The sequence below is a fragment of the Microbacterium aurugineum genome (genome assembly GCF_023101205.1).
Classification (GTDB): domain Bacteria; phylum Actinomycetota; class Actinomycetes; order Actinomycetales; family Microbacteriaceae; genus Microbacterium; species Microbacterium aurugineum.
Genome location: NZ_CP078078.1, coordinates 2,557,714 through 2,580,259, shown reverse-complemented (window position 1 = coordinate 2,580,259; position 22,546 = coordinate 2,557,714). Strand labels below are relative to the sequence as shown.

Annotated in this window: 18 protein-coding genes; 15 read left to right on the top strand and 3 right to left on the bottom strand. The window is 68.0% G+C overall.

The genetic code is table 11. From position 1 onward, the window contains the following. Positions 1 to 56 precede the first annotated feature (56 nt). The 3 genes from KV397_RS12360 to KV397_RS12350 all read left to right on the top strand — a co-directional run bounded on the left by KV397_RS12360 (position 57) and on the right by KV397_RS12350 (position 6,846). Positions 57 to 1,172: a GuaB3 family IMP dehydrogenase-related protein gene (locus tag KV397_RS12360; RefSeq protein ID WP_047524178.1), complete on the top strand. Its 1,116-nt coding sequence runs from the start codon at positions 57 to 59 to the stop codon at positions 1,170 to 1,172. A gap of 58 nt (positions 1,173 to 1,230) precedes the next feature. After that, a complete protein-coding gene (locus KV397_RS12355; RefSeq protein WP_131492589.1) occupies positions 1,231 to 1,989 on the top strand; it encodes an SURF1 family protein in 759 nt (252 codons plus the stop codon). A gap of 267 nt (positions 1,990 to 2,256) precedes the next feature. Next, the gene (locus KV397_RS12350) at positions 2,257 to 6,846 is read left to right on the top strand and encodes an ExeM/NucH family extracellular endonuclease (RefSeq protein ID WP_261811390.1); all 4,590 of its coding nucleotides are present in this window, start codon (positions 2,257 to 2,259) and stop codon (positions 6,844 to 6,846) included. Positions 6,847 to 6,917: 71 nt separating this feature from the next. On the opposite strand, the gene KV397_RS12345 is transcribed toward KV397_RS12350, so the two are convergent. Continuing rightward, positions 6,918 to 7,541 (bottom strand): VOC family protein, encoded by a 624-nt coding sequence (locus KV397_RS12345; protein WP_261811389.1) that lies wholly within the window; start codon positions 7,539 to 7,541, stop codon positions 6,918 to 6,920. Between the two features lie 69 nt (positions 7,542 to 7,610). Beyond that, a complete protein-coding gene (locus KV397_RS12340; protein ID WP_131492536.1) occupies positions 7,611 to 8,417 on the bottom strand; it encodes a DeoR/GlpR family DNA-binding transcription regulator in 807 nt (268 codons plus the stop codon). A gap of 230 nt (positions 8,418 to 8,647) precedes the next feature. On the opposite strand from KV397_RS12340, the gene KV397_RS12335 reads away from it, so the two are divergent. The 11 genes from KV397_RS12335 to KV397_RS12285 all read left to right on the top strand — a co-directional run bounded on the left by KV397_RS12335 (position 8,648) and on the right by KV397_RS12285 (position 20,465). Then, positions 8,648 to 9,946 (top strand): ABC transporter substrate-binding protein, encoded by a 1,299-nt coding sequence (locus tag KV397_RS12335; RefSeq protein WP_131492534.1) that lies wholly within the window; start codon positions 8,648 to 8,650, stop codon positions 9,944 to 9,946. Positions 9,947 to 10,026: 80 nt separating this feature from the next. Then, on the top strand, positions 10,027 to 10,950 hold the full coding sequence (locus KV397_RS12330; RefSeq protein WP_261811388.1) for a carbohydrate ABC transporter permease: 924 nt from the start codon (positions 10,027 to 10,029) through the stop codon (positions 10,948 to 10,950). A 2-nt stretch (positions 10,951 to 10,952) separates the two neighbouring features. After that, a complete protein-coding gene (locus tag KV397_RS12325) occupies positions 10,953 to 11,798 on the top strand; it encodes a carbohydrate ABC transporter permease (RefSeq protein ID WP_131492531.1) in 846 nt (281 codons plus the stop codon). 49 nt (positions 11,799 to 11,847) lie between these two features. After that, positions 11,848 to 12,711, top strand: a complete 864-nt coding sequence (locus tag KV397_RS12320) for a ketose-bisphosphate aldolase (RefSeq protein WP_131492529.1) — start codon at positions 11,848 to 11,850, stop codon at positions 12,709 to 12,711. A 37-nt stretch (positions 12,712 to 12,748) separates the two neighbouring features. Further along, positions 12,749 to 13,957: an ADP-dependent glucokinase/phosphofructokinase gene (locus KV397_RS12315; protein WP_261811387.1), complete on the top strand. Its 1,209-nt coding sequence runs from the start codon at positions 12,749 to 12,751 to the stop codon at positions 13,955 to 13,957. Further along, the gene (locus KV397_RS12310) at positions 13,954 to 14,931 is read left to right on the top strand and encodes a class I mannose-6-phosphate isomerase (RefSeq protein ID WP_261811386.1); all 978 of its coding nucleotides are present in this window, start codon (positions 13,954 to 13,956) and stop codon (positions 14,929 to 14,931) included. Before KV397_RS12315 ends, KV397_RS12310 begins: the two co-directional genes overlap by 4 nt. 53 nt (positions 14,932 to 14,984) lie before the next feature. After that, positions 14,985 to 15,497 carry a DUF3817 domain-containing protein gene (locus KV397_RS12305; RefSeq protein ID WP_131492524.1) on the top strand — a complete coding sequence of 171 codons (513 nt, stop codon included), beginning with the start codon at positions 14,985 to 14,987 and terminating at the stop codon, positions 15,495 to 15,497. Then, positions 15,494 to 17,080 carry a glutamine-hydrolyzing GMP synthase gene (guaA, locus tag KV397_RS12300; protein WP_261811385.1) on the top strand — a complete coding sequence of 529 codons (1,587 nt, stop codon included), beginning with the start codon at positions 15,494 to 15,496 and terminating at the stop codon, positions 17,078 to 17,080. The genes KV397_RS12305 and guaA overlap by 4 nt, the downstream gene beginning before the upstream one ends. A gap of 8 nt (positions 17,081 to 17,088) precedes the next feature. Then, on the top strand, positions 17,089 to 18,477 hold the full coding sequence (locus KV397_RS12295) for a glycosyltransferase (RefSeq protein WP_227991428.1): 1,389 nt from the start codon (positions 17,089 to 17,091) through the stop codon (positions 18,475 to 18,477). Positions 18,478 to 18,728: 251 nt separating this feature from the next. Beyond that, entirely contained in the window at positions 18,729 to 19,154 is a 426-nt protein-coding gene (locus KV397_RS12290; protein WP_261811384.1) for a YciI family protein, read from the top strand. Positions 19,155 to 19,169: 15 nt separating this feature from the next. After that, the gene (locus KV397_RS12285; RefSeq protein ID WP_261811383.1) at positions 19,170 to 20,465 is read left to right on the top strand and encodes an RNA polymerase sigma factor; all 1,296 of its coding nucleotides are present in this window, start codon (positions 19,170 to 19,172) and stop codon (positions 20,463 to 20,465) included. Positions 20,466 to 20,529: 64 nt separating this feature from the next. Here the strand turns inward: KV397_RS12285 and KV397_RS12280 are convergent, their stop codons facing one another. Continuing rightward, on the bottom strand, positions 20,530 to 21,456 hold the full coding sequence (locus KV397_RS12280) for a Bax inhibitor-1/YccA family protein (RefSeq protein WP_131492515.1): 927 nt from the start codon (positions 21,454 to 21,456) through the stop codon (positions 20,530 to 20,532). 90 nt (positions 21,457 to 21,546) lie between these two features. Here KV397_RS12280 and KV397_RS12275 point away from each other — a divergent pair, with 90 nt between their 5' ends. Beyond that, on the top strand, positions 21,547 to 22,533 hold the full coding sequence (locus tag KV397_RS12275; protein WP_131492514.1) for a glycerophosphodiester phosphodiesterase family protein: 987 nt from the start codon (positions 21,547 to 21,549) through the stop codon (positions 22,531 to 22,533). Positions 22,534 to 22,546 lie beyond the last annotated feature (13 nt).

Below are 22,546 nucleotides of genomic sequence, written 5' to 3'. Positions count from 1 at the left end.
GCCGCGTGCGTCCGCCCGAGCCGACCCCCGCTCCCGGGTAGGCTGGACGGGTGACCATGGAGATCGAGCTCGGCCGAGGAAAGCGCGCACGTCGCGCGTACACGTTCGACGACATCGCGGTGGTGCCATCGCGGCGCACGCGCAACCCGGAGGACGTGTCGACCGCATGGACGATCGACGCCTTCGGCTTCGACATCCCGGTGCTGGGAGCGCCGATGGACTCGGTCGTGAGCCCGCAGACGGCGATCATGCTCGGACAGCTCGGCGGGCTCGGCGTCCTCGACCTCGAGGGTCTGTGGACGCGTTATGAAGACCCGGAGCCGCTGCTGGCGGAGATCGCCGGACTCGACGAGGGCGAGGCCACCGTCCGGATGCAGCAGCTGTACTCGGAGCCGATCAAGCCCGAGCTCATCACCCGCCGACTCGCCGAGATCCGCGAGTCCGGCGTCACGGTCGCCGGTTCGCTGACGCCGCAGCGCACCCAGGAGTACTACGACACGGTCGCCGCAGCGGGCGTCGACCTGTTCGTGATCCGCGGCACCACCGTGTCTGCCGAGCACGTCTCGAGCGTCGCGGAGCCCCTCAACCTCAAGAAGTTCATCTACGACCTCGACGTCCCCGTCATCGTCGGTGGCGCGGCGACCTACACCGCGGCCCTCCACCTCATGCGCACGGGCGCAGCAGGTGTGCTCGTCGGTTTCGGCGGCGGGGCGGCATCCACGACGCGTGCCACTCTCGGCATCCACGCGCCGATGGCGACCGCGGTCTCCGACGTCGCCGCGGCTCGCCGCGACTACCTCGACGAGTCCGGGGGCCGCTACGTCCACGTGATCGCCGATGGGGGCGTCGGCACCTCCGGCGACATCGTCAAGGCGCTCGCCATGGGGGCGGACGCCGTCATGCTCGGTGTCGCGCTCGCTCGGGCCACCGATGCGCCCGGCCGCGGCTTCCACTGGGGTCCCGAAGCCCACCACTCGAAGCTGCCGCGAGGCCGTCGTGTCGAGGTCGGGGGAATCGGCACGCTCGAGGAGATCCTCTACGGCCCGGCCCCGGTCGCCGACGGCACCGCGAACCTCATCGGCGCGCTGCGCAAGTCGATGGCGACCACCGGATACTCCGACCTCAAGGAGTTCCAGCGGGTCGAGGTCGTGCTCGCGCCGTACGAGGCCTGAGGCACAGCGCTCGACCGTGACGACTCCTGCTCTGTTCCCCCCGACCCTCCGCGAGGTCATGCTCCGGGGGCGCTGGATCGGGGTGCTGCTGCTGTGCCTCCTCGTCGCCGGGGTGTTCGCCTGGCTCGGCCAGTGGCAGTTGGAACGCGCGATCGACACCGATCCGCCTCCCGCCGGCCAGACCGAGCAGGTGCAGCAGCTCACCGATGTCGTCGAGCCGGGTGAATACCTCCCCGAGCCGCTCGTGGGCCAGCGCGTCGAGACCTCGGGGCGCTGGATCCCCGAGGACTTCATCGTCGTGTCGAGCCGTTTCAACGACGATGTCCCGGGGTACTGGGTGACCGGACAGCTGCGGGTCGCAGAGCGCACGTCGATCGCCGTCGCGATCGGGTGGACCCCCGATCGGGAGACCGCGGATGCGGCCGTGCGAGAGCTCGAAGCCGACGCGGACGGGTCAGAGGTCGAGGTGACCGGTCGGGTGATCTCGGACGAAGGGCCCCGTGTCCCCCCGCACTCCGCTCCCGAGCAGTTGGACCGGATGTCGCCCGCCGCCCTGCTCAGCCGATGGCACGACATCGAGCAGCTTCACGTGTACCGCCCCTACCTCGCCTCGACCACGGCGTCCGCGGGGCTGGTCGACATCTCGTCGCCCGCACCCGAGGAGATGTCGCCGGTCAACTGGCTGAACGTCTTCTACGCGGTCGAGTGGGCCATCTTCGCGGGCTTCGCCTTCTACCTCTGGTACCGCCTGGCGAAAGATGCCTGGGAGCGCGAGGTCGAGGAGTTCGAAGACGCTCTCGGTCGGGAAACCACCTGATCATCGCGCGCATCCGCGCGCTCGACGGTGCGCAATTGTGTGCTCCCGTGCGGCGATAGCGACCTTCGTCAGGGGTCCCTCGGGCCATCCGGTGAGCGCTCGGTGACGAATCGGGAAACTCCGTTGAGGATGTCCTGACCGCTCCGTATGCTCGCACCATGTGAGCGCGCTGGGAGTTTCCCCTGTGTGCCGTGACAGTCCTGAGTAGTGTCGAACCCGACCGAGGAGACAGCACCGATGATGTCCGCCCCAGACGAGAGGAACCGCATGGTTCCGGTCTCGCACCGTAGAAGTCGGGGGCGCATCGGCGCTCTCGCCGTGACCTGCGTCGCCGCGCTGAGCTTCGGCTCGCTGGCCGCCGTTCCCGCCGCAGCCGACACCACGGGCACGGGGGTGGTGATCAACGAGGCGTATCTCTCCGGCGGCAGCGCGGGGGCGGCCTTCAAGAACAAGTTCGTCGAGCTCTACAACCCGACGTCCGCCGCGATCACCCTCGATGGCATGTCGCTGCAGTACCGGTCCGCCAGCGGCACAGGCGCCTTCAACGGTGTGGCCGCGCTCACCGGGGAGATCCCCGCCGGCGGCTACTACCTGGTGCAGGGCAACAGCAACGGCGCGAACGGTGCCGAGCTCCCCACGCCGGATGCCGTCACCACCCTCACTCCGAGCGGCACCAACGGCACACTCGCCCTCGTCGAGGGCACCGCCGCCGTCACTCTCACGCCGGGTTCGACGGTGGGTGTGGACGGTGTGGTCGACCTGCTCGGCTACGGCTCGTCGAACACCTTCGAGACGAAGGCGGCCACGGCGCCGTCGGGGAACACCGACGTCAAGTCGTTGAACCGCACGGACGCTGTCGACACCGACGACAACAGCGCGGACTTCACGCTCTCTGCGACGATCACCCCGCAGGGCTCCGGCGGCACCGACCCCGGAACGGACCCGGGTGAGGATCCGATCGCGGCGACGATCGCCGAGGTCCAGGGCACGACCGATGTCTCCCCGCTGAACGGCCAGACGGTCGAGGTCGAGGGCGTCGTCACGGCGGACTACCGCACGGGCGGCTACAAGGGCATCGTCATCCAGACCCAGGGCTCCGGCGGGGCGACGGATGCCACGCCGGGCGCCTCGGACGGGGTGTTCGTCTTCCTGAACGCGCTGTCCCCGACACTCGAGATCGGCGACCTCGTCTCGGTGACCGGTGCGGTGAGCGAGTACTTCGGGCAGACCCAGATCACCCCGGCCGCGGCCGGTGACGTCGCGGTGCTGACCGCGGGAGTCGGCGTCCCCGCCGTCACACCGCTGCCGGACTCGGTGCGCGGTGCCGATCGGGAGCAGTACGAGAACATGTACGTGGCACCGGAGGGAAGCTACCGCCTGGCCTCCAGCCACCAGCTGTACAACTACGGAACGCTCTGGCTGAACGCCGGTGAAGACCTCGCGGTGAAGAGCACGGAGACCACGCGCCCCGGCGACGAGGCCACCGCGATCGCCGCGGCCAACCGCGCTAACCGCATCCTCCTGGATGACGGCTGGTCGATCCAGGTCACGAACAGCGGCCACCCCGGCGAGCAGCCGTACTTCACGAAGGACACCGTCGTCCGCAACGGCGACGTCGTGGACTTCAGCGACAACGGCTACGTGCTGCAGTGGGGGTTCGACGACTGGCGTCTGCAGCCGGTCGTGCCGATCGACGATTCCTCGTCGGCCGACCTCAAGGTCGGATTCGAGGCGACGAACCCGCGGACCGCGTCGGCTCCGGAGGTCGGCGGTGACGTCCAGGTGGCCTCGTTCAACGTCTACAACTACTTCACGACGCTGAAGAGCGAGAACTCGAACGCCCGGGGTGCGGCGAACGCCGCGCAGTTCGCGATCCAGAAGTCGAAGATCGTCGCGGCGATCAACGGCCTGGACGCCGAGATCGTCTCCCTCATGGAGATCGAGAACTCCGTGAAGCTGGGCAAGCCGATCGACTCGGCGCTCAAGGATCTGGTCGCCGGCCTCAACGACGACGCGGGCGCCGAGGTATGGGACTACGTGCCCACGCCCGACGCGCTGAACGACGCGGCCACCACCGACTACATCACGAACGCCATCATCTACAAGAAGGATGCCGTCACGACGGTGGGCGACAGTGCCACCGTCACGGATGAGAGCGTGTGGGGCAACGCCCGCGAGCCCATCGCCCAGGCGTTCGACATCGACGGCCGTGTGGTCACGGTCGTGGCCAACCACCTGAAGTCGAAGTCGCCGCCCCAGGGCGCGGGCGCCGAGCCGGCCGACGGGCAGGGCTTCTTCAACGCCGACCGCGTCGCGCAGGCGAACGCGATCCTCGCCTTCACGGAAGACCTGGAGGAGACGACGGGCAGCGGCGACATGCTGCTGATCGGCGACTTCAACGCCTACAGCGAGGAGGACCCGATCGACGTGTTCACCTCGAAGGGGTGGAGCGACCTGGTCGCCGACACGGCATCGGGACAGTACACCTACACGTTCGACGGTGAGCTCGGTTCCCTCGACCACGTGATCGCGTCGCCGTCGCTGGCCTCGTCGATCACGGGAGCCGGAGTCTGGGGCATCAACTCTCCGGAGTGGAGCGACCGCGGCTACGCGTTCGGCGCCACCGAGGAGGGCACCCCGTACCGCTCCAGCGACCACGACCCCATCATCGTCGGCGTCTCCGCGGAGATCCCGCCGGTGAGCATCGACGTCGTCACGGTCAACGACTTCCACGGAAGGATCGAAGCCGACGGCGCCGCCGCGGGAGCCGCGGTGCTGGCAGGGGCTGTGAAGCAGTTCCGTGAGGCGAACCCGAACACGATCTTCGCCGGCGCCGGCGACCTGATCGGCGCCTCGACGTTCACCTCGTTCATCAACGACGACAACCCGACGATCGACGCCCTCAACGCGGCCGGTCTCGACGTCAGCGCAGCGGGCAACCACGAGTTCGACCAGGGCTGGGAGGACCTGCGCGATCGGGTGCAGGACCGCGCCGACTGGGAGTACATCGCCTCGAACGTGTTCGTCACCGAGACCGGTGAGCCGGCGCTCGCCCCCGCCTGGGTCAAGGAGCTCGACGGTGTGAAGGTCGGCTTCATCGGAGCCGTCACCGAGGACCTCGACTCGCTCGTCTCGCCGGAGGGCATCGCGGACCTCGAAGTCCGGAGCATCGCCGATTCCGTGAACGCGGTGGCCGACGACCTGCGCGACGGCGACGAGTCCAACGGTGAGGCGGATGTCATCATCCTGCTCGTGCATGAGGGCGCTTCCAGCGTCGAGCTGTCGAGTATCACCCCGGATTCGCCGCTCGGCGAGATCGTGTACGGGGTCGATGAAGACGTCGACGCCATCGTGTCGGCCCACACCCACCTCGCCTACAACCACGTGATCGACGGCCGCCCGGTCGTCTCCGCGGGGCAGTACGGCGAGAACCTGGGTCTGATGAACATCCAGGTCGACGCCACCACGAAGGACCTGATCTCGATCACCAACGAGATCAAGCCCCTCACCGAGGCCGGCAAGCCGCTCTATCCGGCAGTGCCGGAGGTGCAGACGATCGTCGACAAGGCGAAGGCCGAGGCCGATGTCCTCGGAGCGATCAAGGTCGGCGACATCACGGCGGACTTCAACCGCGCGCGTCAGACCAACGGCTCGGAGAACCGCGGTGGAGAGTCCACCATCGGCAACTTCGTCGCCGACGTGCAGCAGTCGTCCACCGGCGCCGACCTGGCTCTCATGAACCCGGGCGGCATCCGCGCGAACCTCATGTACGCGTCCTCCGGAGCATCCGATCCCGACGGCAACGTCACCTACCGAGAAGCGGCGACGGTCCAGCCGTTCGCCAACACGCTCGTGACGCTCACGCTCACGGGTGCGCAGCTGAAGAGCGTGCTCGAGGAGCAGTGGCAGCCGGCGGGTTCGGCACGTCCGTTCCTGAAGCTCGGGGTCTCGAAGGGGCTGGTCTACACGTACGACCCCGCAGCGGCACAGGGTTCGCGGATCACCTCGATGACGCTCGACGGCACGCCGGTGGATCCTGCGGCGGACTACACGGTCGCGGCCAACTCGTTCCTCGCTGCGGGAGGAGACAACTTCTCCACCTTCAAGGAGGGCACGGGCAAGCGCGACACCGGCAAGATCGACCTGCAGTCGATGGTCGACTGGTTCGACGCGAACAAGACCGCCAGCCCCGATTACGCCCAGCGCGCGGTCGGTGTGTCGGTCAGCCCGGCGGACGCCGACGGGTACAGCGCCGGTGACCAGGTCACGGTGTCGCTCTCGTCGCTGGCGTTCAGCGCGGGCGAGCCGGCTCCGGGAGAGGTGTCGCTCTCGCTGGGAGACACCGTCCTGGCGACGGGTGCGGTGGATCCGACGATCGTCGACACCACGGATGAGGGCGGTCGTGCCGCTCTGACCTTCACGGTTCCGTCGGGTGTCTTCGGCGAACAGGTCCTCTCCGTCGCGGTCGCCGGGACGGGGACCACCGTGCAGGTGCCGTTCACGATCGCCGGCGAGGAGGAGTTCGCGGGCACGATCGCCCTGGGCTCGTCCAAGGTGTCGGCGGGCAAGAACCTCAAGGTCACCGGCCAGGGGTACGAGCCCGGTGAGACGGTGACGATCGAGCTGCGCCCGAAGAAGGGCAAGCCGGTCGAGGTCGGCACGGTCCAGGTGTCCGCGGACGGCACCTTCAGCACGCAGGTGACGGTGCCGAAGAGCGCTCCCTCGGGCAAGTACACCGTCGCGGCGGCACAGGCCGATGGCGACGAGGCGACCGCCACCGTCAAGGTCAACCGCGCCGGCGGCATCATCGGCGCGATCCTCGACTGGCTCTGGGAACTCCTCACCAGGTGGTTCTGATCCGTTAGTCGGATGACACGCACGAAGGCCGTCGGGAGTGCTCCCGGCGGCCTTCGTCGCGTCGTCGGAACTCAGGCGGTCACCGTGACCGGAGCCCACACGAACCCGTCGGGGTCGACGGCCGTGCCCAGCGTGCCGTGGACCGTGAGCCGATGCGAGCCTGACCCGGCCGCCGGAACACCCGCATCCTTGGCGAGCGAGGCATACCGGTACAGGCCGAGACCGATCGGGCTCGCGCCCGTGTCGAACTGCACGTAGCTGCGTCCGAAGCTCTTCGCGACCGCGACGCCGCGATCCGCATAGAAGCTCTTCGACGCGACCACATCCTTCGCGCCGAGCAGGAGGATCATCTCGTCGATCGTGCGGCTCGGGGGCGCAGTGTCCTTCTTCGCCGATGTCGCGACCTTCCAGATCGCGCCGTCCGGTGCCTGGATCGTGCCTCCGACACCCCAGAGGGACTTCGAGACGGGGCTGATCACGCGGGCGCCGGCGGTGACGGCCGCGTCCACGAGGGCGTGGACGTTCGCCGGCTGCGAGACGACGAGTGACAGCGTGTACCCGCGGAAGCCGGAGGTCTCGGCATCCGCGGTGCGGAAGCGCAGGCGGTCGCCGAGGTCGAAGGCCTGCGTGTAGAACGAGCGGGCGGCGTCCACGTCCGGGACGTCGAGGGTGAGGGAATCGATCGTGGTGTTCATGCAGGAGACGCTACGGAGGCTCCGCAGGGGCCCGCTTCTCGATTCCTGATCGATGTGCGGAGGCCGATGTCAGGGGGTCAGGACCTGCACGTCCGCCTGCGCGAGCGCAGTGGCGATGCGCGGGGGCGGGGGAGCGTCCGTGATCAGGTAGTCCGCGCGCTCGAGCAGGGCGATCTGGGCGAAGAACCGGCGTCCGAGCTTGGTGGAGTCCGCGAGGATCGCGGTGCGCTCGGCACGCTGGATCATCTCCGACATCATCGCGGCATCCCCGAGGTTCGAGGTCGAGTACCCCGCCTCGTCGACGGCACCGACCGCGATGAGAGCGAGATCGCAGCGGATGTCGACCTCGGGACCGCCCGGTGTCATCGTGAAGGTCACCGGTCCGGTCGTGGCCTGGGTGATCGAGCGCACAGCTCCGCCGAAGACGTAGAGATCGCGGAACGCCGAGGGGGAGAGCTCGCCGGGGATGCGCAGATTGTTCGTCGCGATCGTCAGGTCGTGGTGGTTGCGCAGGGCTCGTGCCACGGCGAGCGTCGTGGTGCCCGCATTCAGCATCACGACAGAGCCGTCCTCGACGAGGCCCGCGGCGACCCGGGCGATGCGCTCCTTCTCCTCGGTCTGCATGCGCAGTCGCACATCCAGGGCCCGATCCTTGAGCTGCCCGTTCGCTGCGCTGACCGCCCCGCCGTGGGTGCGGATCAGTACGCCTTCACGATCCAGTTGATCGAGGTCACGGCGGATCGTGTCGATCGAGACCGCGAAGTGCTCGGCCAGATCGCTCACCGTCACCTGGCCGGTCTGCTCGACGTACGTCGCGAGATCCGCCTTCCGTCCGGCGGGCAGTCGGCGTCGCTGTCCGGTTGCTGATGCGTCCATGCAGACATATTTAGCACAGGAACCCGAAGAACGCGGCATACTCATGCACAAAACTGCACATCGACTTCCTGCGAGATATCGGCATCGACTCAACGATTCGCGCGATATTCGTCGTGATCGCGGGAAATCTGACGCTTGACGTTTCGGCAGATCACGGCATAACATGGCTCAAAACCGCATGAACAAGCATTGAAGCGCGTGATGCGGCACGATCTCAACGAGGAGAAGCGATGAGCACAGTGGGACGCGGGCAGCGACGAACCCGAAAGATCGTCGGCGCCGGAACTGCGGCGGTTGCCCTTCTGGCCCTGGCGGGTTGCGCGCCCGGCACGGACGGCGACAGCGGTGGCGAGGGCGGAGACGTCACGATCGAATTCGCGCAGTGGTGGGAGCCGGAGCTGCCCGACGGCGAGTTCCGGGCACTCATCGACCAGTTCGAAGAGGAGAACCCCGGTATCACTGTCGAGCTGGTCAGCGGTCCGTATGCATCGACCAAGGAACAGCTCTTCGCCGGCGCGGCCTCGGGCACGATGCCCGACGTCGTCGGCCTCGACGGTGCGTGGGTGAACGACTTCGCCTCCCAGGGCGTCATCGCCGACCTGAGCGCACTCATGGACGAGTACGACTACGACGACAGCGAACTGGCGAGCCAGATCCAGGTCGACGGCAGCACCTACATGATCCCGGTCGTGAACTTCGTCTACCCGATGTTCACGAACGACGATCTGCTCGCTCAGGCGGGTGTGACGGCTCCACCGTCCACGCGCAGCGAGTTCGCGGACGCGGCGTCGAAGGTCGCTGCGCTCGGCGGCGACGTGTCTGGCTGGGTGCTGCCGCTATCGCTGGAATCGCCGAACGGCGTGCAGAACGACGTCATGTCGTGGGTGTGGGCCTCGGGCGGTTCGATGCTGAAGGACGGGCAGCCCGACCTCACGAATGACGACGTCACCTCCGCCGTCGAGTACATCGGCGGGCTGTGGGACGACGGTGTCATCGCCTCGGGTTCCTTCACGATGAAGGAGCAGGACAAGGTGGAGGAGTTCACCAACGGTCGTGCGGGCATGATGATCGACTCGCTCGCGCACATCAACCTGATCCGTGAGACGAACCCCGACCTGAAGTTCTCGATCTCGGCGATTCCGGCCGAGGACGGCTATGACGGCGAACGCGGCATTCCCTACGCTTCGTGGGGCATCGGCGTGGCCGAGAACTCCGAGCACAAGGAAGCGGCCTTCAAGCTGGTGTCGTTCCTGATGAGCGAGCAGACCAACTCCGAGCTCTCCACGATGGCCAAGGCCTTCCCCGGGAACTCGACCTCGGTCCCGGACTTCGTCAACGACGATGAGCTCTTCAAGACGGCGTTCGACATCTACCAGGCGGGATACCCGGCGAACGAGTTCACGGGACTCCCGGTCGCGGAAGACCTGATGCGTCAGTTCGGCGAGCAGCTCCAGGCGGCGCTCGACGGGCAGCAGTCGATCCCCGACGCGCTCAAGAAGGCGCAGGCCTCCTGGGAAGCGGAGTTCTGAGCACCCGCCTCCCCGCCTGAACGGGGTGCCGCATCGCGGTCGCGATGCGGCACCCGACCAACCAAGGAGCTCGCGTTTCCATGAGTCTGAGAACGTCCGACGACACCGAGGTGATCGTCACCGGAGTCGCCCTCTCGCGGCGGCGACGGCAACTGCGCAAGACCACAGAGTCCTACGCCTTCCTCTCGCCGACGGTCATCCTGCTGTTCGTGCTGATGATCGTGCCGATCGTGATGGTGATCGGCTACTCGTTCCAGGACAACGTGATCCTGAACAAGTCGCCCGAGTTCGTCGGCGTCGCGAACTACGTCGAGATCCTCTCCGACCCGCGCTTCTGGAAGGCGACGGGCAACACCATCCTCTTCACGGTCACGAGCGTCGCCGCCCATCTCGTACTCGGGCTCGCCTTCGCGATGATGCTCAACAGTCCGCTGCTCGGTCGGGTCTCGCGGTCGCTCTTCCGGGCTCTGTACGTTCTCCCGTGGCTGTTCACCGTCGCCGTCATCGCCGTCCTCTGGCGCATGCTCCTCGCCCCCAACGGCGTGGTCAACTTCCTGCTCAACACCGACATCGAGTGGCTGGCCTCGCCGCAGCTCGCGCTGGGCACGATCATCTTCATCAACATCTGGGCCGGCTACCCGTTCTTCATGGTCAGTCTCCTGGCCGGGCTGCAGGGGGTTCCCGCCGATCTGCACGAAGCGGCACGCGTCGACGGCGCGAGCGCGGCGCAGCGCTTCTGGAACGTCACGATCCCGCAGCTGCGGCCCATCATCGTCAGTCTGGTGCTGCTCGACCTGATCTGGACCTCGCAGCAGTTCGCCCTCATCTGGATGACCACGGGCGGTGGCCCGATCGACGTCACCGAGGTGCTCAGCACCTTCACCTACAAGCTGGCGTTCGCCAAATACGACTTCTCGCTCGCGTCGACCTCGGCCGTGCTGGTCCTGCTCATGTCGATGGTGCTCGCCGTGTTCTACGTCCGTCACCAGAAAGCGAGGGACTGACCATGGCTCTCACTGCGCGCACCCAGCGTCGGGTCGGCAAGACCGGCCTCATGATCGGCCTCCTCATCGGTGCGGTCTTCGCCGCAGGGCCGGTGCTGTGGATGCTGTCCAGCTCGTTCAAGTCGAACACGCAGATCTTCGAGTTGCCGCCGCGTCTGGTCACCGACACGTTCTCCTTCGACGCCTACATCGCGATCTTCACGAACCCCGAGACGATGCGGTTCTTCCTGAACAGCTACATCGTCGCGGGCTCGGTCACCATCCTCACGCTGATCGTCGCGATCCAGGCCGCCTACGCGTTCAGCCGCTTCGAGTTCCGGGGCAAGCGCATCCTGAACGTGGTGATCGTGAGCGTGCAGGCCGTGCCGCCCATCACCCTGCTGATCCCGTACTTCGGGCTCATGGTCGCGCTGGGTCTCTACAACTCCTACGCCGGTCTGATCCTCACCTACATGGTCTTCACGCTGCCCTACGCGATCATCATGATGACGGGCTACTTCAACACGCTGCCGAAGGAGCTCGACGAAGCCGTGCGCGTGGACGGTGCCGGATCCATGACGGCACTCTGGCGCATCCTCGTGCCGATCTCGGTTCCAGGAATCGTCTCCGTCGGCATCTACACGTTCATGATCGCCTGGAACGAGTACCTGTTCGCGCTGACGCTCACGCGCACCATCGACATGCGCACGGTGCCCATCGGTATCCAGCTCCTCATGGGACAGCACTCCTACGAGTGGAACCAGATCATGGCCATGAGCGTGCTCGGCTCGATCCCCGTGCTCATCCTCTTCCTCTTCTTCCAGCGGTACTTCATCAGCGGCCTCACGGCCGGCTCCGTGAAGAGCTGACACTCGTCCCGTCCCGGGGCTCCGACCACCACGAAAACAGGAGAATCACGTGCTCTACACCGGCAAATCCATCCTCGATGTCGCGAACGCGAACAACTTCGCCATCCCCGCGTTCAACATCAGCGACTGGGCGATGTTCAACGGCGTCATGGACATCAGCGAGGAGAAGGCCGCTCCGGTCATCATCGCCATCCACCCCGACGAGGTCGCGCACATCACGACCGACCTGATCGCCGCGATGCACTCCCGCGCGCATCGATCGAGCGTGCCGGTCGCGATCCACTGGGACCACGGAGGCAGCTACGAGCAGATGATCACCGCCATCAAGGCCGGCTTCACCTCGGTCATGATCGACGCGTCGCTGCTGCCCTTCGAGGAGAACGTCGCCCTGACCCGCAAGGTCGTCGAAGCCGCACACGCCGTCGGCATCCAGGTCGAGGGCGAACTGGGCACGATCGGCGCGAACGACAGCTACGGCGAGTCCGGCGCTGCCGAGATCATCTACACCAACCCCGCCGATGCCGTGCGCTTCGTCGAGGAGACCGGCGTCGACAGCCTCGCCATCGCGATCGGCACCTCGCACGGTCTGTACCCGGCGGAGAAGAACCCCGAGCTCCGTCACGACCTCCTGCAGGAGATCAAGGCCGCGGTCGGGATCCCGCTGGTGCTGCACGGCGGCTCGGCCAACCCCGACGCCGAACTGCGTCGCGCGGTCGAGCTGGGCATCAACAAGATCAACATCTCCAGCGACATCAAGGTCTCGTACCACAACCGCATGCGGGAGATCCTCGGCACCGACGAGCGTCTGCGCGAGCCCAACGCGATCCAGCCGGAGCCGATCGCCGCGCTCAAGGCCACGGCGGCTGAGAAGATCGAGCTGTTCGGGGCGGACGGCAAGGCCGACCTGTACTGACCGGACGACGGACCTCGAAGGGGCGGGCGATCGACGGATGATCGATGCGAGATGGCGGCAGCTCGTCCTGGGGCTCGGCGGCACGGTCGACTACGAGCTGCGGTGGGACGCGGCCGTGTTCGACCGGCTCGTCGCCGAGCACGGGGTGCGGCGCGCGGAACTGACCGAGAACGCCCCCATCCTCGATGAACGGTCGCTGCTGATCGCGGTACTCGCCTTCGTGGCGACCGGGGCGGGAGCGGAGCGCTTCGTCGCGTCGTCCGCGGTCGTCGAGGCCTTCGCCGCGCACTTCCCCCACGAGGTGACCCTCGGGGGCACCGGAGTGCGGGCCGGCCTCGTCCTCGACGGCTTGGGCATCCCCAGCCTGCAGCACCTCGTCAGCATCGACGACACCGTGCGGCGCCTGCTGCCACCGGGGGTGTCCTTCGTGTGCTCCGCCACGCGGGACACGCTCGATCCGCACCTGATCGTGCAGTATCCCGCGGGTGCCCGTATCCGTCTTCCGGACGGCGACATCGTGGCCCCGAGCGCCAACCGGTTGATCTTCGCCAATGACCCTCCGAACCGGGACATGCGCCTGGCGGCGGAACTGGGCGACGAGCTGGCGTCGGCGTCGGCGTTCCTCATCTCCGGCTTCAACACGATGCAGGACGAGGACCTGCTCCGGCACCGGCTGGACACCCTGCAGCAGGCGATGCGCAGCCTCCCCTCCGACGCCCTGGTGTTCTACGAGGATGCCGGCTTCTATACGCGGGCGTTCGCCGAGACCGTGCGCGAGCGGTTGCTGTCGCGCATCGACGTGTACAGCCTGAATGAGGATGAACTGCAGGAGTATCTGCGGCGCCGCGTGGATCTGCTCGATCCGGACGACGTGATCCTGGCGCTGGAGGAGATCCGCGCGCTCATCCCTGCGCCTGCCCTGGTGGTGCACACGCGGTACTGGGCACTCGCGGTCGGTGCTGAGGCAGCCCGGCACCGTGCGGCGCTGGAGAGTGCCGTTCGCGTGGCCGCGACGCGATTCCGGCTCGGCGACGGCTTCACCGCGGTGCACGCCGCCGAGACCGAGGGAATGCCTCGACACGGTGCCGGCGCCGACCTCGTCCGCACGGTGGAGGCAGCGGTGCGCGATGCCGTGGGTGTCGCGGCTTTCGCGCTCGACATCGCGAACCCGACCACGATCGGACTCGGTGACACCTTCGTCGGGGGATTCCTCGCCGTCCACGCCCCGCAGGAAGAGCACCCGTGAAACCGATCCGACTCGCATCGAACCGCCCCGCGGAACGCTTCTACCGCGGGGGCGCACGCATCGCCGCCTTCCGCGGCGAGCCGGGGACCGCGCCGCGGGAACCCGAGGACTGGGTCGGATCGACCACGACGATCCGGGGCGAGAGCACCCTCGGACTGACGACCCTCCCGGACGGGCGTCTCCTGCGCGAGGCGATCGCGGATGACCCCGTGTCCTGGCTGGGTCGATCCCATGTCGAGCGCTGGGGGGATGACGCGCGTCTGCTCGTCAAGCTGCTCGACGCCGGGCAACGGCTGCCCGTGCACGCGCATCCGCATGATGGGTTCGCCGCTTCCCACCTCGGTCGCCCGCACGGCAAGGCGGAGGCCTGGTACATCCTCGAGGGCGGCACCGTGCACATCGGACTGCGCGAGGAGGCGTCGACGGAGGAACTCGGTGAACTCGTCGCCCGGCAGGATGTGGTCGCCCTCCTCGGTCTGCTGCACGAGGTCGAGGTCGCGCCCGGTGATGTGGTGTGGGTGCCGCCGGGCGAGCTCCACGCGATCGGGGCCGGAGTGCTCCTGCTCGAACTGCAGCAACCCGAGGACCTGTCGATCCTCCTCGAATGGGAGGGTTTCGCGATCGACGGTGCTGTCGAAGGCCACCTCGGGCTGGGGTTCGACCTCGCCCTGAGCGCGGTGACGACGAAAGCGAGGAGCACTGCCGAGATCGAGGCGCTCGTGCACCCGGCGCCGCCGTCCGGCTCCGTGTTCCCCCGTGCCGCCGACGAGTACTTCCGCCTCGAACGGCTGCCGGTGCGCGGAGCCGCGGTGCTCGACCCCGGTTTCTCGATCGTGGTCGTCATCGACGGCGCCGTCGACCTCGCGGGACTGCCGCTGTCGGCAGGAGCGACGGTCCTGGTCCCCGCGGCAGCCGGACGACTCGAGGTGAGCGGTGCCGGAGAGCTCCTGATCGCGCGCCCGCCCGCGGCGTGAAGGGTGATCCGGCGACGGCTCAGGCCCCCATCGACGCCGACTAGACTGGACGCATGCCCGAACCGAAAGTCGCCAGCTTTCCGGCGATCCGCGGTGCCCTGAAGTTCTACCAGATCGCGTCGATCATCACCGGAGTCATGCTGCTCCTGCTGCTGACCGAGATGGTGCTGAAGTACACGCCGATCCACCTCGAGCTCTTCCTGGGCGGCTCCGGAGGACCGCTCTGGTTCGCCGGCGTGCTCGCCGGGCCCGACTGCCAGTGGTGGTCGCTCTTCGCCCCGATGACCAACTCCTGCGAGATGACCTCGTTGGGTGACGGGTTCAACCTGTCCCTGTTCATCCTCGTGGCGCACGGCTGGTTCTACGTCGTCTACCTGTTCGCGTGCTTCCGCATGTGGAGCCTGATGCGCTGGCGCTTCCCGCGCTTCATCATGCTCGCGCTCGGCGGTGTCGTGCCGCTGCTGTCGTTCTTCATGGAGGCGGTCGTCGCCCGTGAGGTCAAGACCTATCTCGCCACCCGAGAGGCCGCCGAGGCCTCCACCCCCGCCCCGGAAGGTGTCCGTTGACCGAACAGTCCGAGACCCAGCAGCGTCCTGCGCTCGTCGTCGACTTCGGCGCGCAGTACGCGCAGCTGATCGCCCGCCGCGTCCGTGAGGCGGGCGTCTACAGCGAGATCGTGCCGCACACCGCCACGGCTGCCGAGATCGCCGCCAAGAACCCGGTCGCGATCATCCTCTCCGGCGGACCCTCGTCCGTGTACGAGGAGGGGGCGCCGCGCCTCGACCCCGCGGTCTTCGAGCTCGGTGTCCCGACTCTCGGCATCTGCTACGGCTTCCAGTACATGGCCCAGACCCTGGGCGGCGAGGTCGCCCACACCGGCCTGCGTGAATACGGCGCCACCGATGCCGTCATCACCGGCGACGGCGGAACCCTGCTGGGCGGCCAGCCCGCGGAGCAGAACGTCTGGATGAGTCACGGCGACCAGGTCGCCAAGGCCCCCGACGGCTTCGACGTGCTCGCCACGACCGAGGCCACCAAGGTCGCCGCGTTCGCACACGAGGAGCGCGGCTTCTACGGCGTGCAGTGGCACCCCGAGGTCAAGCACTCCGACCACGGCCAGCGCGTGCTCGAGAACTTCCTCCACAAGGGGGCGGGTCTGGCCTCCGACTGGAACAGCGGCAATGTGATCGCCGAGCAGATCGAGCGCATCCGTGAGCAGGTCGGCGATGCCCGCGTGATCTCCGCGCTCTCCGGTGGCGTCGACTCCGCGGTCTCCACCGCCCTCGTGCACAAGGCGATCGGCGACCAGCTGACCGCGGTCTTCGTCGACCACGGCCTCCTCCGCAAGGGCGAGCGCGAACAGGTCGAGAAGGACTACGTCGAATCGACGGGTGTGCGGCTGATCACGGTCGACGCGGCCGACACGTTCCTCGGCCACCTGAAGGGTGTGACCGACCCCGAGGAGAAGCGCAAGATCATCGGACGCGAGTTCATCCGCGCGTTCGAGAAGGTGCAGCTCGACCTCGTCGCCGAGGCCAAGGCATCGGGCGGCGCTCCGGTGAAGTTCCTCGTGCAGGGCACTCTCTACCCCGACGTCGTCGAGTCCGGCGGCGGAGCGGGGACCGCGAACATCAAGTCGCACCACAACGTGGGCGGCCTCCCCGACGACCTCGACTTCGAACTGATCGAGCCGTTGCGCGGGCTGTTCAAGGACGAGGTCCGGGCGATCGGCCGCGAACTCGGCATTCCCGAGGCCATCGTGGGGCGTCAGCCGTTTCCGGGGCCCGGTCTCGGTATCCGGATCATCGGTGAGGTCACCGCTGACCGTCTCGAGATTCTGCGTGAGGCCGACGCCATCGCCCGCGAAGAGCTGACGAAGGCCGGCCTCGACCAGGAGATCTGGCAGTGCCCGGTCGTGCTTCTCGCCGACGTGCGCTCGGTGGGTGTGCAGGGCGACGGTCGCACCTATGGCCACCCGATCGTGCTGCGTCCGGTGTCGAGCGAAGACGCCATGACCGCCGACTGGACGCGCCTGCCCTACGACGTGCTGTCGAAGATCTCGAACCGCATCACGAACGGCGTCCGTGACGTCAACCGCGTCGTGCTCGACGTCACGTCGAAGCCGCCGGGGACGATCGAGTGGGAGTAGGGGGCTCGGTGCTCCCCGATGCGGCGGCGGCTCTGCCCGACGCCGAGTACCTGGTGCTGTCGAGCCGGTTGATCCCGGGACTCGACGGCGGGTACACGATCGCCACGCTCGCGCGCGCCCGGCAGCTCGCCGGGGCGGGAGTCGCCGACGGGGCGGGACCACAGCTCCTCACGTTCGACCCCGGGACCGCTGCGGACCACGCCGCGCATCGGCGCACGTTCGTCGAGCACGGGGCGCTCGGGGACTCGTCGCGCCTGCGAAATCTGTTCGACGAGGCGGTGGAGCCCCGCGGCGGCGCGGCGGAATGGCTGAGGGTGGCCGCCGACTCCGCGGTGGCCGCTGACCCCGGAGTCGAGTACCGGGTCCTCCGGGACACCGAAGACCGTCCTTTCGTGGCGCTCCCGGTGATTCCCGGCAACCCGGACTGGCACCTGACCGACGAGCCGGTGCTGGTGTTCGACGCCGACGGTGAGGCTGTCGGAGCTCTGCACGGGTTCCGCGGTCTGTACCGGGCCTGGCTCGACCGCGTCACCGCTGCCTTCGGTGATCGCCCCATCGTCGTGATCTGCGAGTCTCGCCAGCTCGGTGAGCTCATCGCGGACTGGTCCGACCCGCGGGTGCGCATCGTGCACACGATCCACACCATGCACGTCGAAGCGCCGTACACCCCGGACTCGACCATGAACACTCTCTGGACGCGCTGGTTCCGGCTCGCCGACCGGTTCGATGCCGTGATCTGGCCGACCGCGACCCAGCGCGACGACGTGGTCGCGCGGTTCGGGGACACGGCTTTCCACGCCGTCGTTCCAAATCCGATCGCCCCCGTCGCTCCGCGCCCGGATCTGCGGGAGGACGGGCTCGTCGTCGTGCTCGGGCGCCTCGCTCCCGGAAAGCGCGTCGACCACGCGATCCGCGCCTTCCTCGCTGCCGATGTGCCGGGTGCGCGGATGGAGATCTGGGGCGGCGGGCCGGAGCAGGAGCGTCTGCAGGCGCTGATCGATGAGCTCGGCGCGGGGGATCGCATCGTGCTCGCCGGGTACTCGGACGCCCCGGGGACGGTGCTCGACCGCGCGTCCGTCCTGGTCACGTCCACGGCTTTCGAAGGCCAGCCGCTCGGCGTGGTCGAGGCGCTGCTGCACGCGACTCCCGTCATCTCGTACGACGTGCGCTACGGCATCCGCGATGTGTTGCAGCGCGGTGGCGGGATGCTGGTGCCGAGCGGCGACATCGATGCGCTCGGCCGAGCGATCCGCACGCTCCTGACCGACCCCGAGCGTCTCGCGGCGTTGAGCGCGGAGGCGCCGTCGGTCGCCGCGGCCTGGAGTCCCGAATCCTCGCTCGAGGCCCTCACCGCCGCGATCGCCGCCGCAGTCGCCGCTCCGCCCCGTCGCGCCTGACCCCGCCGCGTCGCGCCTGAGCCCGCCGCGTCGCGCCTGAGCCTCCGCCTCCGCCCCGCCCGACCCGCACACCCGTCTCCCGTCGCGATATGACAACCAAAACGGCTCATTCGGGTGTCATATCGCGACGGGAGCACGGGAGCGTGCGACCGGAGCAGAAGAAAGTGGCGGCGGATGTCGATCTGAGGCATTCTCGTTCGACGCCAGAGGTGAGAGGGTCGAGAGACGGCCCCGCGAACAAGGAGAACATCATGAAGTTCATGCTCATCATGCGTGCGAACGACGACGCCGTCGAGGCATACAAGGACATGCCGTTCGAGCAGGTCATCGAGGCCATGGGCAAGTACAACGAGTCGATGATGAAGGCCGGTGTGCTCGTCGCGGGGGAGGGCTTGACCGACGCCGCCGAGGGCTTCGTGGTCGACTTCAGCGCAGAGAAGCCCCTGATCACCGACGGCCCGTACGGCGAGACGAAGGAGCTCTTCAACGGCTTCTGGATCATCGAGGTGTCATCCCGCGAAGAAGCCGCCGAATGGGCGAGCCGTGCACCCCTGGGCGCGGGTTCGTTCCTCGAGGTGCGTCGGGTCACGGGCGTCGAGGACTTCCCCGCCGACAACGAGTGGATCGCGAAGGAAGCCGGCTGGCGCGAAGAGCAGGCGCAACGCGCGCAGCAGTGACGACGACACACGGTGATGGACGCATCCGAACACGGTGAGACGACGCCTTCCGCCCCCGAAGACGGGTCGGCGGAACGCGCCGTCGCCGCGGTCTGGCGCATCGAGTCCGCGCGCATCGTCGGTACCCTCACCCGGACGGTTGGCGACTTCAGCCTGGCGGAGGACCTCGCCCAGGAGGCATTGGTCGACGCGCTGAGACAGTGGCCGGAGGAGGGGGTTCCCCGCAACCCCGGGGCATGGCTCACGGCGGTCGCGAAGCGCAAGGCCATCGACGGGTGGCGCCGCGCGGAGCGTCTGGATGCCAGGGTCGCGGCGCTCGCCCACGACCTGGAGCAGGAGCAGGCCGCCGCGCCGGAGCTGCTGTGGGACCCGGACGCCCTCGACGACGATGTCCTGCGGCTGATCTTCATCGCGTGCCACCCCGTTCTCTCGAAGGAGGCGCAGGTCGCCCTCACACTGCGGGTCGTGGGTGGCCTGTCGAGCGAGGAGATCGCGCGGGCCTTCCTCGTGCCGACGGCGACCGTGCAGCAGCGCATCGTGCGGGCGAAGAAGACGCTGAGCGCCGCCAACGCTCCCTTCGAGATCCCGCCGCGCGAAGAGCGGGCGGAGCGGATCGGGGCAGTCCTCGGTGTGCTGTATCTGATCTTCAACGAGGCGCACGCCGCGAGCAGTGGTCCGGACTGGATGCGACCGGAACTGAGCGATGAGGCGATCCGGCTGAGCAGGGTGCTCGCGGCACTGATGCCGCGTGAGCCCGAGGTGCACGGTCTGCTCGCACTGATGGAGCTCACCGCCGCCCGGTTCGGAGCGCGTGTGGACCGGAACGGCGATCCGGTGCTGTTGGCTGACCAGGACCGGGGCCGGTGGGATCGCGGACGCATCAGCCGCGGTCGTGCCTCGCTCGCGACGGCTGATGGCCTCGGGCGCGGACGCGGCGCGTACTGCCTCCAGGCGGCGATCGCGGAGTGCCATGCGGTGGCTTCGAGCGTCGATGACACGGACTGGGACAGGATCGTGCTGCTCTACGAGGCACTCGGCCGGATCGCCCCATCTCCGGTCGTCGAGCTCAACCGAGCGGCGGCGGTCGCGATGGCCACGGGCCCGGCGTCCGCATTGCGGATCATCGATCAGCTCTCGGCGTCGGGAGTGCTGCGCGGCTATCACCTCCTTCCGGCCACCCGGGGGGAGCTGCTGCGACGGCTCGGACGCGAGGAGGAAGCGCGGAGCGAGTTCGCGGTGGCGGCAAGCCTCGCCGGCAATGATCGTGAGAGGTCACTGCTGGAGCGGAAGGCGAGCGGAGCCGCGAGCTAGAGTCCCGTCGAAACGCGAAGTGGCCCGCCTCCCTGGGGAGACGGGCCACTTCGATGAACGGCGGTCAGTTGTTGCCGCGGACGATCGCGATGATGCGCAGGATCTCGACGTAGAGCCAGACCACGGTGACCATGATGCCGAAGGCTCCGAGCCAGCCGTACTTGCGCGGTGCGCCGTTGCGGACGCCCTGCTGGATCTGGTCGAAGTCGAGCACGAGCGAGTACGCCGCCATGATCACGACGAGGACACCGATGATGAGGCCGAGCGGGATGCCCATGATGCTGGCGCTCAGCATGCCGAACGCCTGGTCCTGCGGCAGCACGCCGGTCCACATCAGGACGACGTTCAGCAGCGAGAAGACCAGGTAGCCGATCATGGCGATCATGAAGATCTTGGTCGCCTTCTTCGACGCGCGGATCTTGCCGCTCGCGAAGAGAGCCAGGGTCACGCCGACGACCGAGACGGTCGCGAGCGTCGCCTGGAAGACGATGCCGGGGTAGATGACCTCGAAGAACGCCGAGATGCCACCGATGAAGAGGCCCTCGAACGCCGCGTACGCGAAGATCAGCGCGGGGCGCACCTTCTTGCGCGAGGTGAAGGTGATGACCATGGCGAGCACGAAGCCGCCGAGCGCACCGACGATCCACGGCAGCATGTTCGGCTGGAAGGTGCTCTCGCGGCTGAACGCGGGAACGTCGACACCGCCGAGCGTCATGACCCAGCCGATGGCCGCGGTGACGAGCAGGATGCCGAACAGGCCGGCCGTCTTCCAGACCGTGTCCTCGACCGACATGCGATCGGTCTCGATGGCACCGGCCGGCGGGGCGGCGTACATGCCCTCGAGCTGTGCGTTGGCCGCCGCGTCCATCGCCCCGTGCTGGAGCGAGGCGCTCTGCGCGCCCTGAGCAGCCTGAGGTCCGCCCGGGTAGGTCGCGACGTTGCGCGGGTCCTGCTGCTGGAAAGCAGGGTTGTTGAAAGCGAAGTTGCTCATTGGTGGGCCTCACTCCAAAGGGGGGTAGTAGGTCTCTTGCCTCTACGATACTCGGGAGGTACCCCTCCTGGGGTGTTCTACGCTGAGAGCGTGCCCAGGAAATCGCCCCTCGTCATCGGGCATCGCGGTGCGCCCGGCTACCGTCCGGAGCACAGCCGCTCCTCCTACGAACTCGCGCTCGCGATGGGGGTGGATGCCGTCGAACCCGATGTCGTCGCCACGAAGGACGGCGTGCTGGTCGTGCGACACGAGAACGAGATCTCCGGGACGACCGACGTCAGCGCGCGTCCGGAGTTCGCCGACCGCAAGACGACCAAGCGCGTCGACGGGCAGGCACTGACCGGGTGGTTCACCGAGGACTTCACCTGGGCCGAGCTGTCGACGCTGCGTGGCCGTGAGCGGCTGCCCGAGGTGCGGGCGTCGAGCGCGAGCTTCGACGGCACCCAGTCCATCCTCCGTCTCCGCGACGTGCTCGACCTCGTGCGGGACGGCTCTGCCGAGCACGGCCGCGAGATCGGCGTCGTGCTCGAGGTCAAGCACGCCACCTACTTCGCGAGCATCGGCCTCGCGCTCGCGCCCCTCATCGAGCAGGAGCTGCGTGCAGCGGGATGGGCCGACGGCGAGCTGCCTCTCGTGATCGAGTCCTTCGAGTCGACGGTGCTCGGGGAGCTTCGGGAGCGGGGCATCGCCGCGACCTCCATCTACCTGATCGAGGCGACGGGCCGGCCGTACGACCGCAAGGCAGTCGAGGGCGCGCAGGCGATGACCTACAAGGCGACCGTCACCCCTCGCGGGCTCGATGGCCTCGTCGGCCTCGTCGACGGCATCAGCGTGAACAAGAAGATGCTCCTCGATCACGGGAACACCATCGTCGCGGACGCCCATGCACGCGGCCTTCTCGTGTACACGTGGACCTGCCGTCCCGAGAACGCCTTCCTGGCCGCCGAGTTCCGCGGTGCGGGCGGCCGGGGCGCGTACGGCGACTACGAGTCGGAGTGGGGTGTCCTCGCGCAGCAGGGCATCGATGGGGTGTTCGTCGACCACCCCGACCTCGGCGTCGCCTTCTTCCGCGGCTGAGCCGGCGCCGATC